This window comes from Cyclobacterium jeungdonense (assembly GCF_010994275.1).
GTDB classification, from domain to species: domain Bacteria; phylum Bacteroidota; class Bacteroidia; order Cytophagales; family Cyclobacteriaceae; genus Cyclobacterium; species Cyclobacterium jeungdonense.
Genome location: NZ_WMCD01000004.1, coordinates 1 through 14,634, shown reverse-complemented (window position 1 = coordinate 14,634; position 14,634 = coordinate 1). Strand labels below are relative to the sequence as shown.

Here is a 14,634-nt window from a genome sequence, read left to right as displayed (position 1 = left end):
TAAATTTTGCTTTTCTAAGAGGCTAAGTATCTACTAATATCCAGCTAAATTCAGTAATAGAAAACTACAAACTTGCAGCCAACATAAAAAACAAAAGGGATGAAAACATTTTGGGACGAAAGGTATAAGTCCAAGGAATATGTTTATGGGGAAGCGCCAAATGCTTTTTTTACTTCAAAAATAGGTTCGCTGGAGCCGGGAAAACTAATTCTGCCAGCAGAAGGAGAGGGTAGGAATGCGGTATTTGCGGCCAAATTGGGATGGGATGTTTCTGCCTTCGACTGGAGTGAAGAAGGTAGAAAAAAAGCCGAAAAGCTTGCAGATAAGGAACAGGTAAAGATTGAGTACCTTGTCAGTGATCTTGAACATGTGAGGTATAAAAAGGAATCGTTTGATCTTTTAGGTTTATTTTTCGCTCATTTTCCTGAAAAGGTAAGGCATGCCTACCACCGGAAACTTGCCTCTTATGTCAAGCCCGGCGGAAAATTAATTTTAGAAGGATTCGCCAAAGCTCATATTGAGTTGAGCCGGGCCAATCCAAAAGCAGGTGGACCTAGGGAAGAGGGAATGCTTTTTTCCCGTGAAATCATTCGTGAGGATTTCCCCGAGTTCCAATGGGAGTTGCTAGAAGAGGTGACCGCATTCCTTGAGGAAGGTGCTTTTCATGCAGGAAAATCGGTATTGGTACGTGCCGTAGGTACAAAAGTGGATTGAAATATTTGAATGATATATGAGCATGGTTAATAATTTCAGAATAAAATATCTCTTTCAATGGCTGATTCCGCTGGCCGTTTTTGCTTGCGAGGGTTCAGATGAAAAGGAAAATTCAGCTGAGGAATTCGCATATGAGGAGTGGGGAATTGAAGATTTCCAGGAGGGATATGCAAATGGCACACTCACCGTAAGAGCAGTAGTAACGGCTTACCTGGAAAGGATTGCGGCGATTGACCAATCCGGCCCTGAGCTAAATGCTGTATTACAGATCAATCCGGATGCCTTGAAAATAGCAGATTCCCTTGATCGGCTTCAAGCTTCTGGGCAGGCAACAGGGGCTTTATTTGGGATTCCCGTACTTTTAAAGGACAATCTGGATACTCAGGATGCGATGGCTACCACGGCTGGCTCGCGTGCGCTAGCAGGTTCCCAACCCTTGGAAGATAGTTTTGTCGCAAAAAAACTGAGGCAATCAGGCGCCGTCATTCTTGGGAAGGCCAATTTAAGTGAGTGGGCCAACTTTCGTGGAGAATTATCCAGCAGTGGATGGAGTGGATTGGGAGGGCAGACAAAGAACCCTTATTTCCTTGATAGAAACCCTTGCGGGTCCAGTTCAGGTTCTGCCGTGGCGGTATCCGCTAATTTGACTGTTCTGGCCATCGGAACGGAGACCAATGGATCGATCGTGTGTCCTTCACATGCAAATGGGATTGTGGGTATCAAGCCTACGGTTGGCTTGGTAAGTCGGTCAGGGGTAATTCCTATTTCGGATACCCAGGATACTCCCGGGCCTATGGCAAGAACCGTGAAAGATGCCGCGATGGCACTTGGGAGTTTGGTGGGAGTAGATCCTGAAGATGAAAAAACACTGGCAAGTGCCGGTAATTATTCACTCGATTACGTGCAGTTTTTAAATAAGGACGGTTTGAAAGGAAAGCGAATTGGCTGGTTTAAAGGGCCTTCCGGGAGGCATTTTAAAGTTGACAAACTAATGGAAGAAGCCGCTGCCCACATGGAAAAGGAGGGGGCTGTAATTATTCCCATTGAACGTATTGAACCTCCGGGCACCGGAGCTCATTCCCTGCAGGTAATGCTCTATGAATACAAAGATGGGTTGAACCGGTATTTTGCCGCTTTGGGACCGGATGCCCCAATAAAAAATCTGGAAGAATTAATTGCATTCAATAAAAACGACAGTATTGAATTGAAGCATTACAATCAATTGTATTTGGAACAGGCCCAGGAAAAAGGAAGCCTGGAGGAGGATGCTTATCGAGAGGCGCTCACTTCTTTGCTGCGGATGAGCAGGGAAGAAGGAATAGATAAGGTCTTGGAGGAACATGAATTGGATGCGCTAATAGCCCCCACAGGAGGCCCGGCTTGGAAGACAGACCGGATCAATGGGGATGCTTTTCATCTGGGAAGTTCCTCCCCAGCGGCCCATGCTGGATATCCAAACATAACACTTCCAATGGGGTTTATCGATGGCCTGCCCGTAGGGATCTCCATTTTTGGTACCGCCTGGTCCGAACCGGTATTACTCGAAATAGCCTATGGATATGAACAGGGAACGCAATTCCGAAAGCCACCAACGTTTAGGTAATAGGTACATTTTCCCTTGAATTTTTCGAAATAATTCACGTGTTTTTTTCACTTATTTTCCGATAAATTTGGTAAACTTGAGAAATAAAATTTTTAATTCATGATACAGATAGACTTAATAGCAGGGGCGCGGCCCAATTTTATGAAAATTTCTCCCATCATCGATGCTATCAAAGCAGCCTCATCGGATGGTAAGGGCATTACTTTTCGGTTGATTCATACCGGCCAGCATTACGATAAAAACATGTCAGGTAGTTTTTTTGAGCAACTGGGTATTCCGGAACCTGATGTGAATTTGGGTGCCGGCGGAGGTAGCCAGGCAGAACAAACAGCAGCCATCATGGTCGGCTACGAAAAATTGTTGCTGGATACGGCCAAACCAGATCTTTGCCTGGTGGTGGGTGATGTTACCTCTACAATGGCATGTGCCATTTCGGCCCAAAAACTACATGTCAAAGTGGCCCATGTGGAAGCCGGTATTCGTTCCGGTGACTGGTCTATGCCCGAAGAAATAAACCGCATGGTTACCGATAGTATTACCAACTACTATTTTACCACTTCTGAAGTCGCTAATACGAACCTCAAAAATTCCGGAGTGGGTGAAGACCGTATATTTTTTGTGGGAAATACCATGATAGATACCTTGCTAAAACACCGGTCACGGTTTCAAAAACCGGAAATATGGGACCAGTTAAAACTGGAAAAGGGAAAATACTTGGTCATGACGCTGCACCGGCCGGCAAACGTAGATCAGGAAGAAAAGCTGAAGGACCTCATTCAAAAAATTGTGGATCATACCTTGGATCTTCCCTTGGTGTTTCCTGTCCATCCCAGGACGAAGAAAATGCTTCAGAATATTGGGATAAGTCATGACAGGTTGCACATGATTGATCCGTTGGGGTACCTGGAATTCAATTATCTGGTAGAAAAAGCCAAGGCTGTCGTCACCGATTCCGGAGGCATTACTGAGGAAACAACGGTTATGGGCATACCCTGCATGACACTGAGGGATAATACAGAACGGCCGGAAACTATCACCCAGGGAACAAACGAATTGTTGGGCACGGATCCAAAAGCCATCCCACCAGCAATGGAAAAACTGTTTTCCGGAAGCTGGAAAACCGGTCAGGTGCCCCATTTATGGGACGGTAAAACCGCCGGAAGAATTGTAAACGTGCTATTGGAAAAGCTGGGGTAAGGAAGCGTACTTACATGGGAAGATCGATGAAAATCGGGATTTATCCTTTATTACATCGATAGATCATTTCCGTTTCAGGGAGAGCGTGTTTCTGGATGAGAGATGGGTCTATATCCCTGACAAAAGGGATCTCCGTCACTTTTAATCCAGATGTGCTTAGTCTTTCTGCATAATCCTTTCCGTACTTCCGCACGTGGTCCCGTTGGCCAAAAACTCTTTCCCTTTCTACAGGGTCTGTAATGTTGGGGTCTTCCAGGGTTTTATCCAGTTCGTATACAGGGGATTGCAAAATGCCCCAGCCGTCAGGTTTTAATACCCGATTGATTTCTTTACAGGCATCGATATCGCTTTTCACGTGTTCGAGCACATGGTTGCAAAAAATCACGTCAAAGGTATTGTCTGGAAAGGGGATCTGGTGGATGTCCATTTTAATTTTAGCAAGTGGAGACTCTAAATCCCCGGTAATGTAGTCCAGGTTTTTAAGGGCCTCAAACCGCTTTAGAAAGCACAGTTCCGGTGCAACGTGAAGGACCTTCAAATTGCGGGTAAAAAAATCCGTTTCCTCCTGTAGAAACAACCACATTAACCGGTGCCTTTCCAAGCCCAGGCAATTTGGGCAAAGAGCGTTTTCTCTTGCCACTCTGCCGTAGGGCAAGAACTTACGGAAACCCTTGCTGCATATGGGGCATCGAACCTTATTTCCTTTGTAAAAGACAGATGCCATTCGCAAAAAAACATGGCTGAATAGCTGAAGGTATTTTCGTGGAATGTACCTGATCGTCCAACTTATCAATGATTTCATATGATTATAATTGTTTCTTAATGGTCACATAGCCTGTCCCGATATTAAATCGGGAGAATCTCGCATGGCTTATAATCATCCCAGTGTGTGACGGGTACGTCATGCTCGATTTCATGGAGCAAAGATAGAAAATGAGAATAGAAAGAACGGTTTGTAGCTGATTAAAACCATATGGATTTAATGCTATGTATCGCAGATGCCGGAGCTAAATTTATAAGAACGAATAGGATAGGTATGTAATTATCTTTTATGTCAATGGCCAAATAACATGCTCATTGGGAAGGACTTGGTAGGTGAAATGGTTACCTTTGAATGCGTAAATAATAGAAAAAATGAAAAAGAATTTAATTTATGTAGCTATCGGAAGTATTGTCGTCATCGGCGCTTTGTACTTCTTCTTTGCCTCAGGAAGTGCTGGGGTAGAGAATGATATACTGGCTACTGTCAATAAAGGCGAATTTCGGGTAGAGATAACAACTTCGGGAGAATTAGAAGCACTTCGGTCGGTACAAGTGTTTGGCCCGGCAGAGGCACGTCGTTTCAGGATCGGGAATTTTACCATCGATAAGATGGTGGACGAGGGTACTTTGGTTGAAAAAGGAGATTTTATTTGTTCCATTGACAAAACCGAACTTTTTGGCCGGTTGGAAGATAGCCGTTTGGATTTGGAACAAACAAAGGCCCAGTACGAGCAAATCCAACTGGATACCTCACTGAATTTACGAGTGGAGCGCGACAATATTCTAAATCAGGAATACATTGTACAAGAGCAGGAATTGATATTGGAGCAGTCGCAGTTTGAACCGCCAGCGATTATCAAGCAAAACGAGTACAATTTAGAAAAAGCTAGGCGAGAGCTGGATCAGGCAAGAGAGCGGTACCGAATCAAAACCCTGCAGGAGAAGGCTAGAATGATGGAAATTGCGGCTGACCTTCGGGAAGATCAATTGGAAGTTAGGCAAATGGAGGAAGTACTCGATAAGTTTGTCGTAACCGCTCCGCAGGATGGAATGGTGATTTATGTAGATTATAGGGGTAGTAAAGTGAAAGAAGGCTCTCAAATAAGCACTTGGAACCCTGTGGTGGCAACGTTGCCGGATTTGTCCACCATGCAAAGCATTACCTATGTAAATGAGGTAGATATCCGGAGGGTAAAAGTTGGACAGAGGGTAGAATTGGGAATGGATGCCTTTCCTGATAAAAATTATACCGGAGAGGTTACAAAAGTTGCCAATGTCGGGCAACAAAGGCCTAATTCGGATGCAAAAGTATTTGAAGTAATGGTGGTAGTAAACGAAAGTGACCCCATGCTACGGCCTTCCATGACTTCCAGTAATTCCATCATTGCAGACCAGTTGAATGATGTGATATATGTTCCTTTGGAGGCTGTTAATGTTGAAAACGACAGTATAAATTATGTTTACCTTCGAAACGGGGTCAAGCAGGAAGTTCTTTTAGGGATGACAAATAACAACGATGTGGTCATTGAAAAGGGATTGAGCGAAGGGGAATACGTTTATTTAAATACGCCTAACTGGGGAGAAAACCTAACTGTCAATTTATTGGAAGAGTTGAATGGGAAAAGGAACCTGGATAGCAGCCAGGAGGAGGGCGAACCAATTGCCGAATTTTCTTCATTAAGTCGAAATAAGAACACCACTTCCCCCTAAATCTTTTTAAAACATAACTACTTTCCCCATATATAACTGAATTTATGTTTAACGAAAGGCTATTAGCCAATTTCTATATCGCTTTTGAAGCGGTATTGGCGAATAAGGTACGCTCCTTATTGACTGCTCTGGGTATTATCTTTGGAGTCGCTGCAGTCATTGCGATGTTGGCAATCGGTACCGGTGCTCAGCAAGAAATCATGGAGCAAATCAAACTGGTCGGGGTAAATAACATTGTGGTGGAGCCAGTGGTGGAGCAGGTGGAGGAACAATTGGATGAAAATAGTGGCCTTGAAAAAGAGCGAAATAAATTTTCCCCTGGATTAAAACTGGCCGATGCGGAGGCAATAAGGAAAGTAATACCGGGCATTAACAAAATAAGTCCTGAAATTGTCATGGATACTTACATCGTGAAAAGCGGTATCCGAAGATCTGCCAAATTGGTGGGAGTAAACCCTGCCTATTTCGAAGTTCTGGATTTTCAGTTGAGAGAGGGGAGGATGTTCAGTGAAAATAACCTGGCCAAAGGTGATCCTGTTTGTATTATTGGCAGAAGTGTGGCGGCGAGATTTTTCCCAAACGAAAGCCCTCTGGGTAAAAAAATCAAAAGTGGAAGTCAGTGGCTCGAGGTAGTTGGGATTTTAGAAGAAAGGCTTGTTTCGGAATCCAGTATTTCCAAGCTGGGCATACGGGATTTTAATATGGATGTTTACATACCCATACAAACCATGCTCATTCGATACAAAAACAGGGATCTGGTTACGGAATCGCAGTTGAATGATGATAGCGGTGATGGCTCAGGTAATTACCATCAAATAGACAAAATGGTCATTCAAGTGTCCGAAAGTGAGCTACTCAACCCGACCGCTGAAGTGTTAGCCAAAATGCTTGAACGAAGACATTTCAATGTAGTAGATTTTGAAATCACCATACCGGAGTTACTTCTTAAACAACAGCAGCGTACCCAAAATATATTTAATATTGTCTTGGGAGCTATCGCAGGCATTTCCCTATTGGTTGGAGGCATAGGCATTATGAATATTATGCTCGCTTCTGTGATGGAAAGAATAAAAGAAATTGGCCTAAGGCTTTCGTTGGGAGCAAAAAAGAACGATATTGTGAATCAGTTTCTATTTGAATCCATAATGATAAGTGTTTCGGGTGGGCTGATAGGAGTGGTTTTGGGAATTATATTGGCTCATTTAGTCTCTACCTTTGCCGAATTCCCTACAGTCATCACTTTAAGTTCCATCCTACTGTCATTTGGAGTTGCCGCTACCGTTGGGTTGGTATTTGGAATCACACCAGCCAAGCGGGCAGCCAGTCAGGATCCGATAACCTCTTTACGCTATGAATAAACTATTTCTACCAACCCTGATCGTTATGTTTTTAACGATCATTTTTTCTGTCCAATCCCAGCAGGTCGTTTCGTATTCCCTCGAGGAGATTATTTTACGTGCAAAGGAACAGTCCCCTGCTGCCTTGAGGGCGGATACCAGAAGGGAGAATCGTTATTGGGGTTTCCAGTTCTATAAATCCGATTTTAGACCCCAATTACGGCTGGAGGGTACCCTCCCCCGGTATTCTCAAGCCTTCAATAACGTTGAGCAACCAGACGGAACGATTGAATTTAGGGAGGTAAGGCAAAATTTGGTGGATCTGGAGTTGGGTCTGCGCCAGGTGATCAGTCCTACAGGAGGAATTATCTCTGTCAACAGCTCCACAAACAGGTTTGATAATTTTCTGGCTACCGGCTCCAACCCTCAAACCAGGTGGAGTGGGATACCGGTGAATGTGAGGTTGTCTCAACCGATATTTGCCTATAACCGTTACAAATGGGATAGAAAGATTGAACCTATCAGATATGAAGAGAGTAAGAGGGAGTATGTGGAGGAAATGGAGGACATCAGCCAGTTCGTGACCGAAATGTTCTTTGACTTTTTGGTGGCTCAGGTCAACCTGGACATCGCCACCAAAAATCTGGAGAATTCGGAGGCCATTCTTAAAATTGAAAGAGGAAGGTACAATATAGGGACTACCTACGAGGATAAACTTTTGCAGGTGGAACTGCAAGTATTGGAAGCCAAGCAAGGGGTGGCCCAAGCCAGGCTGGATATGGAAGCCGCATCCTTAAGATTAAAATCTTATATTGGCTTGAACGAAACAGTCAGTCTAAACCTGGCCCTCCCTGACGAAATCCCGGAATTTGATGTTAATGTAGAAGAGGCCATTGAATATGCTTTCCAAAATCGGTCAGATGCCATTGGATTTGAAAGACAGCGGATGGAAGCCCAGGCAAATGTGGCGCAGGCCAAGGGGGATCGTTTTCAAATGAACCTGAATGCCAGTTATGGTTATAATAAGGCTGCTTTGATGTGGGGTGAAATCTATAATAATCCCAACACCCAGGCGCTTGTCAACCTGAGCATTCAAGTACCCATTTTGGATTGGGGCAGAAACAAGGCCAGAATGAGCATAGCAAGGTCCAATCAGAAGTTGACCGAATATGAAATTGAACAGGAAATCATCAATTTTGAACAGGAAATCTTTACCCGTGTCAGGAATTTCATCATGTTGAAGGACAGATTGGAAATTTCCAAAACCTCCGATGAAGTCGCTGATAAAAGGTATGAAATATCGTTCAGAAGGTATCAAAGCGGAAATGTCACTATTACTGATTTGGGGATTGCCCAGCAAGCAAAGGATCAGAACAGGAGGACCTATATCGAATCTCTGAGGGACTACTGGACAGCGTATTTTGAACTGAGAAGGCTGACACTGTATGATTTTCAGAATAACGAACTTCTCTACAACCCGGGGATGAGTTTTCAGGAAGAATAAGGCTTACCTAATATGGCCAGGGGCGGGTTATTCGCTCCCGTATGTAGGCCTTGTAGGAATTTCCAAGACAGTAAATAGCCGCCCCAAAAAGCAAGGCAATGTGAAATAGCCCATTGTTGTAAATTCCAAAGATGGAGTTAAGGGCTGTTAGGAATGAATCGGTTTGCAAAATATGGTCTCTTACCCATCCAATAGAAAATACGACCCGGATAAAAATGGATAGAAGTGCCAGCACCCCACCAATCAAGCCAATTAAAGGCTTTTTGTAATGGATGAGCAGACCAAATGCTGCAAAGGTTTCGATCCCCGCTAATAATATGGCCCAGAAAAGGCTGTATTCCAGGGCCCCAATAAGCTTCAACTTCGTAAATCCACCAAACAATAGTAAACAGGCTAGAGAAATGCGGATGACATGGCCACCAATTCCCTCAATTTTCAAGTATTTTAAAAACGTTTCCACTACACAATGTAAAAATTTTATGCTGAGTGCACAAAAAATACCCCAAATTACTTTTAAGGGATGCTTTGAGATAAAATAATTAAAATTCGGCGTTACCAGGGGTCCGAGGGAAAGGGATTACATCCCGTATATTTCCCATACCCGTTACGAATTGCACTAATCGTTCGAACCCAAGTCCAAAGCCTGAATGAGGGGTAGTGCCAAACCTCCTGGTGTCCAGGTACCACCACATTTCCTCCTGGCTGATATCCAATTCCTGCATTCTCTCGGTAAGCTTATCCAGCCTTTCCTCCCGTTGGGAACCGCCAATGATTTCACCAATTCCTGGAAACAGAATATCCATGGCGGCTACCGTCTTACCATCCTCATTTTGCTTCATGTAAAACGATTTGATGGATTTGGGGTAGTCCGTAATGATTACGGGTTTTTTAAAGTGCTTTTCTACCAGAAACCTTTCGTGTTCGGATTGCAAATCGGTACCCCAATCCTCAATTGGGTAGGCGAATTTTTTCTTTTTATTTGGCTTGGAGTTTTTCAGGATTTCCAAAGCCTCCGAATAGGTAATGCGTTCGAAGGTGTTTTTGGTAACCAATTCAAGTCGCTCCAGAAGGCCAAGTTCACTGCGTTGCTCGGCTTTTTTGTTTTTTTCCTCTTCGGCTGCCCTTTTGTCAAGGAAGGCCAGGTCCTCCTGGCAATTTTCCAGGGCAAAACCAATGATATACTTCAGAAAATCTTCCGCCAGGTTTTGGTTGTCCTCGGCATCATAAAAGGCCATTTCTGGCTCAATCATCCAAAACTCTGCCAGGTGACGGGTGGTGTTGGAATTTTCGGCCCGGAAAGTGGGGCCAAAGGTATATATTTCGGAAAGTGCCAGGGCGGCAAGCTCCCCTTCCAGCTGTCCGGAAACGGTGAGGTTTGTGGCTCGCTCAAAGAAGTCTTCTCTGAAATCGATGTTATTATTTTGATCTCTTGGCGGATTTTTTAAATCAAGTGCGGTTACCTGAAAAGTTTCACCCGCTCCCTCTGCATCCGAGGCAGTGATAATAGGCGAATGCAGGTAAAAGAAACCTTTTTGATGAAAATACTGGTGTACGGCAAAGGCCAGATGGTGCCTAATTCGAAAAATGGCACCAAAAGTATTGGTTCGGATTCTCAAATGAGCATTTTCCCTCAAAAATTCAAGCGAATGTTTTTTGGGTTGAATAGGAAATTTATCAGGGTCTGCCTCTCCTAGGATTTCGACCAGATCAGCCTGAATTTCGCTGGATTGACCTGCTCCCTGAGATGCAACCACCGCACCGGTGATTTTAAGGCAGGCGCCAGTATTTGCTTTTTTTAGTGTGTCGTCATCGATTTTTGCAGGATCCGCTACAATTTGGTAGTTTTGAATGCAGGAGCCATCGTTTAATGCGATAAAGGTAACGTGCTTATTGCTACGCCGGGTTCGAACCCATCCCATTACCGTTACGCGTTCACCTACTGAGTCCGTTTCCAGTAAATGCTTGATTTTGATCCTGTTGTTAAATGCCATGGTTCGATTTTCAGTTGAGGTGTATGCCTGCTATTGTCAATAACTTTTAATTGAATGCAAAAAACGATATAATACGCTTTTTATCAAAATTTTGATCTTATTTCCTAAATTTGAAAAATGAAAGGATGCTTTTATAAGTATTCATTAAGTTACAAGTGCCTAACAATTATCAGGTAGAAGAATTTATGCAAAAACTGAATTTAAATCAGATATTATCTCAGAAGCTGTCTCCTCAGCAGATACAGTTTATTAAGCTCCTTCAGGTTCCTACGGCTGAACTAGACGCCAGGATCGAAGAGGAGTTGGAGGTCAACCCAGCCCTGGAAGAGGGCAAGGAGGAGGATGCTGATAATCAGGTCGAGGATTTTGCCGAAGGATCTGAAAACACCGATGTGAAGGACGATAAGGACGTCAATATCGAAGAGTATTTGAACGAGGAGTATGGAGGATATAAAATGCAGGGGGATGGGAACTATTCCGGAGATGAGGAGGAGCGGGAAATGCCATTGTCCAGCTATTCCACCCTTCATGAGCAACTACTTTCACAGCTTAATTTCCTAAAGCTGGACGAGCGGCAGCGGATTATAGGAAAACAGCTCATCGGTAGCATTGAGAACGATGGCTACATCCGAAGAAGTCTGGAAGCTATTATTAACGATTTGGCATTTAGCCAAAATGTGGAAACCGATTTGGATGAGCTGGAAGAAATACTGATTAAAATTCAGGCATTTGATCCTCCGGGAATTGCTGCCAGAAATCTTCAGGAGTGCCTTATCATCCAATTGGAAAGAAAGGATGACCCCAACGAACCGTTGGTTCAAAAGGCCATTTTCGTGGTTCAGAATTGCTTTGAGGAATTCACCAAAAAGCACTATGATAAGATACTAAAGAAGGCAGGGATTGAGGAGGATGAATTGAAGGAGGTGATCCACTTAATCACCCGATTGAATCCCAAACCAGGAGGAGTTTCCGATGGTATGGTTCGAAACCATTATGTGATCCCCGACTTTATTTTGAATAACAGTAACGGAAAATTTGAAATCGTTTTGAATTCAAAAAATGCACCTGAGCTCAAAGTGAGCAGGTCTTATTCGGAAATGTTCAGTGCGTACGATAAGAGTGATAAAAAGGATAAAAAACTTAAGGAGACAGTCACCTTTGTCAAGCAAAAACTGGATTCAGCTAAGTGGTTTATTGATGCGATCAAGCAGAGACAGCATACCTTAATGAAAACCATGCAGGCGATTATGGATTACCAGAAAGAATTTTTTGTGGATGGGGATGAGACAAAACTACGTCCCATGATTCTAAAAGATATCGCCGAAAAAATTGACATGGATATTTCCACTGTTTCCAGAGTAGCCAACAGCAAGTCCATTCAGACTGAATTCGGTGTTTTCCCACTGAAATATTTTTTCTCAGAGGGAATCGCTACTACGGATGGTGGAGAGGATGTCAGTAATCGCGAAGTGAAGAGTGTTCTCAACAAATTGGTAGAGGGAGAAGATAAGAAGAGGCCCTTATCAGATGATAAGCTGGTTAAATTGTTGAATCAAAAAGGATATAATATTGCGAGAAGGACTGTAGCCAAATATAGGGAGCAATTGCAGATTCCCGTGGCAAGGTTAAGAAAGGAGTTATAACGTGTGTAGAAAACTAGCAATGGGGATTTCAGTGGTTTTCCAGCCGCTGGTGATTCCCTCGTTAATGGTACTTACCTTATTTTATATTGTTCCGGAAGCGACGATAGTTCCTGGAGAAGCAAAATGGTCCCTCTCATTGCTTATTGGGTTTACGACCTTTCTGATTCCCCTATTGGGATTGGCTGGAATGCGATTCTCTACTTTAATCCATAGCTATCATTTACCGGACAGGAAAGAAAGGCTACTACCTTTCACACTGGTGACGGTATTCTATTGCATGACTTCCGGTTTCTTCTATTGGAAGCTAAATGTAGACCAACTTTTAATTACGACGCTTGGTATGGTCACCATCAGCCTTTTTGTATTGACGATTGTCACTTACTTTTGGAAAATAAGCGCGCACCAGACGGCATTGGGAGGTTGGGTAGCATTGGTGGCTGTCCTTGCCGTTAAATTTTATTCTACCCCTATGTTCTATTACCTGTTGTTAATTATTTTTATTAGCGGGCTGGTTGGGACAGCGAGATTGTACCTAAATGCCCATAAGCCAGATGAAGTGTATGGCGGCTTTGCATTGGGTTTTGGAATTAATTTTTTTGTGTTTTATTCTTTATTGATGGCATAAAAAAAAGCAGGTTTAAAAAGTAAACCTGCTTCCATACGCTTTTTTTAAATATCCTTTTTTAGAATAAAGCCACCGATAATCCAAAATTGAATTGGGTAGCTTCTGTACCAAAGGGACCCTGTTCACCTTCAAAAAGACCGTTAAGCCCATAATAGCCCCACAGGTTAAACCCGGGAAACCCCAGACGGGTATAAACGCCATAACGGATCGGACTCAAGCCATAGTCCTGACTGTTTTTGACTTTTTGTTCCAGTCCATCACTATCGGTTACTTCAATTTTTGAATGGGCATTATAAAGTAGCCCAAATTTTCCTCCAACTGCTACACGAAATCCGGTATTGTAATCGTCCTTGTTTGCATGATACCGGATTTCAATGGGTACGTCAAAATAATTGATAGCCATGGTATTGGCGGATACCCGTATGTTTTCACCATAAACATCCGATATGGGTACCAATTGGCTGGAATTTGGCCCCTTGGCCGGATCGGGTATCAGGGTTTGGTTATCCTGAAACGCGAGTTTCTCCAATCCAAAACCCAGGCCGGGGTTAAACGTAAAACCGGAATTAGTACCTAATGGAATCTGGGTTTGGTAATAGATATTGACAACACGTGAAGCGATAAATCGGGTATTCAGATCATCAGGCCGATTGTTAAGTAAATTAAATCCAAAATCCAAAAACAAGTCTCCTTTAATGTTTGGCCTGCCGCCCATGGGTGTTCGTTCTCCTTGTTGGGCATGAAGTTGAAAAGTAATTAGGAATACGATGGATATTAGGGTAAGTTTTTTCATGAAAACAATGATTATTTTTTCAATTGATCGGCTAAATTAGGAAATCTTGCTTGATTTGGAATGTTATTCATCTTAATAATTCTTAAATTAAAAATTGGGTTGTGTTAATTCTTTCCCGGACAAGTCTCTTTGTAATATAATCGATATTGTTTACCTTTGCCTTCCGTTAAAAAGAAATGGCTTCGTAGCTCAATTGAATAGAGCACTTGATTACGGCTCAAGAGGTTCCAGGTTTGAATCCTGGCGAGGTCACAGTTTTCCCTGATAAGCATGGGAAGAAGTTTTAAAATTTATCTAAAAAAATTCGATCAAATCCATTGCCGGGTCAAAAAAACGGGTCATCTTTGTGATCCCAAACGGGGGTTAGCGGTGAAGAAGCGAGTGGATAGGTTGGAAGTTGCTAAAAAAAGATAAAAAACATTTTGCACGGGTCGGATTTTCTATTACCTTTGCAAACCCAAACGAAAAGAGGGCATCCAAAAGGGGTTCGATTTTAGTGGGTCAAGCCGGCGTAATTGCTTCGAACGGGAGCGAGTAAAGCCGGGATAAGTTCTTTGAAGTATTGTCAGACGAGATATTAAAAACAGAAATAATTTCTTCGGGCCACGGAAACAACAAGGTGTTGATTTGGGTAGGATGGAAGTTCTATTTGGAGATACACAAAACAAACTTTACAATGGAGAGTTTGATCCTGGCTCAGGATGAACGCTAGCGGCAGGCCTAATACATGCAAGTCGAACGGGATTGTTGACTTC

The 14,634-nt window shown here is 43.1% G+C and carries 12 protein-coding genes, 1 tRNA gene and 1 rRNA gene; 10 read left to right on the top strand and 4 right to left on the bottom strand.

All coding sequences use genetic code 11. The features are described from left to right. Nucleotides 1-99 precede the first annotated feature (99 nt). The 3 genes from GKS34_RS09580 (at nucleotide 100) to wecB (ending at nucleotide 3,514) form a co-directional block, all read left to right on the top strand. Nucleotides 100-714 carry a class I SAM-dependent methyltransferase gene (locus GKS34_RS09580; protein ID WP_163384600.1) on the top strand — a complete coding sequence of 205 codons (615 nt, stop codon included), beginning with the start codon at nucleotides 100-102 and terminating at the stop codon, nucleotides 712-714. 16 nt (nucleotides 715-730) lie between these two features. Continuing rightward, nucleotides 731-2,317: an amidase gene (locus GKS34_RS09575; RefSeq protein WP_163384599.1), complete on the top strand. Its 1,587-nt coding sequence runs from the start codon at nucleotides 731-733 to the stop codon at nucleotides 2,315-2,317. Nucleotides 2,318-2,416: 99 nt separating this feature from the next. Further along, nucleotides 2,417-3,514, top strand: a complete 1,098-nt coding sequence (wecB, locus tag GKS34_RS09570; RefSeq protein WP_163384598.1) for a non-hydrolyzing UDP-N-acetylglucosamine 2-epimerase — start codon at nucleotides 2,417-2,419, stop codon at nucleotides 3,512-3,514. Between the two features lie 40 nt (nucleotides 3,515-3,554). Here wecB and GKS34_RS09565 read toward each other — a convergent pair whose 3' ends face one another. Further along, a complete protein-coding gene (locus tag GKS34_RS09565) occupies nucleotides 3,555-4,316 on the bottom strand; it encodes a class I SAM-dependent methyltransferase (protein WP_163384597.1) in 762 nt (253 codons plus the stop codon). 332 nt (nucleotides 4,317-4,648) lie between these two features. On the opposite strand from GKS34_RS09565, the gene GKS34_RS09560 reads away from it, so the two are divergent. From GKS34_RS09560 to GKS34_RS09550, 3 genes are read left to right on the top strand one after another with little or no spacing between them, the layout of a single operon-like run. Continuing rightward, on the top strand, nucleotides 4,649-5,986 hold the full coding sequence (locus GKS34_RS09560) for an efflux RND transporter periplasmic adaptor subunit (protein WP_163384596.1): 1,338 nt from the start codon (nucleotides 4,649-4,651) through the stop codon (nucleotides 5,984-5,986). Between the two features lie 44 nt (nucleotides 5,987-6,030). Beyond that, nucleotides 6,031-7,344 (top strand): ABC transporter permease, encoded by a 1,314-nt coding sequence (locus GKS34_RS09555; protein ID WP_163384595.1) that lies wholly within the window; start codon nucleotides 6,031-6,033, stop codon nucleotides 7,342-7,344. Further along, nucleotides 7,337-8,827, top strand: coding sequence for a TolC family protein (locus GKS34_RS09550; protein ID WP_163384594.1), 1,491 nt, complete (start codon nucleotides 7,337-7,339; stop codon nucleotides 8,825-8,827). Before GKS34_RS09555 ends, GKS34_RS09550 begins: the two co-directional genes overlap by 8 nt. Before the next feature lie 7 nt (nucleotides 8,828-8,834). Here GKS34_RS09550 and GKS34_RS09545 read toward each other — a convergent pair whose 3' ends face one another. Together GKS34_RS09545 and asnS are read right to left on the bottom strand one after the other, a co-directional pair. Further along, a complete protein-coding gene (locus GKS34_RS09545; RefSeq protein WP_163384593.1) occupies nucleotides 8,835-9,287 on the bottom strand; it encodes a hypothetical protein in 453 nt (150 codons plus the stop codon). Nucleotides 9,288-9,366: 79 nt separating this feature from the next. Next, nucleotides 9,367-10,818, bottom strand: a complete 1,452-nt coding sequence (gene asnS, locus GKS34_RS09540; protein ID WP_163384592.1) for an asparagine--tRNA ligase — start codon at nucleotides 10,816-10,818, stop codon at nucleotides 9,367-9,369. 185 nt (nucleotides 10,819-11,003) lie between these two features. On the opposite strand from asnS, the gene rpoN reads away from it, so the two are divergent. Both rpoN and GKS34_RS09530 read left to right on the top strand, forming a co-directional pair. Next, entirely contained in the window at nucleotides 11,004-12,461 is a 1,458-nt protein-coding gene (gene rpoN, locus GKS34_RS09535; RefSeq protein ID WP_163384591.1) for an RNA polymerase factor sigma-54, read from the top strand. Between the two features lies 1 nt (nucleotide 12,462). Further along, entirely contained in the window at nucleotides 12,463-13,086 is a 624-nt protein-coding gene (locus tag GKS34_RS09530; protein WP_240459259.1) for a PA-phosphatase, read from the top strand. A gap of 58 nt (nucleotides 13,087-13,144) precedes the next feature. On the opposite strand, the gene GKS34_RS09525 is transcribed toward GKS34_RS09530, so the two are convergent. Then, nucleotides 13,145-13,879 (bottom strand): porin family protein, encoded by a 735-nt coding sequence (locus GKS34_RS09525; RefSeq protein WP_163384590.1) that lies wholly within the window; start codon nucleotides 13,877-13,879, stop codon nucleotides 13,145-13,147. A gap of 178 nt (nucleotides 13,880-14,057) precedes the next feature. On the opposite strand from GKS34_RS09525, the gene GKS34_RS09520 reads away from it, so the two are divergent. Both GKS34_RS09520 and GKS34_RS09515 read left to right on the top strand, forming a co-directional pair. Beyond that, nucleotides 14,058-14,131 (top strand) — tRNA-Arg (locus GKS34_RS09520). A gap of 421 nt (nucleotides 14,132-14,552) precedes the next feature. Then, nucleotides 14,553-14,634, top strand: a 16S ribosomal RNA gene (locus GKS34_RS09515); the annotation flags it as partial.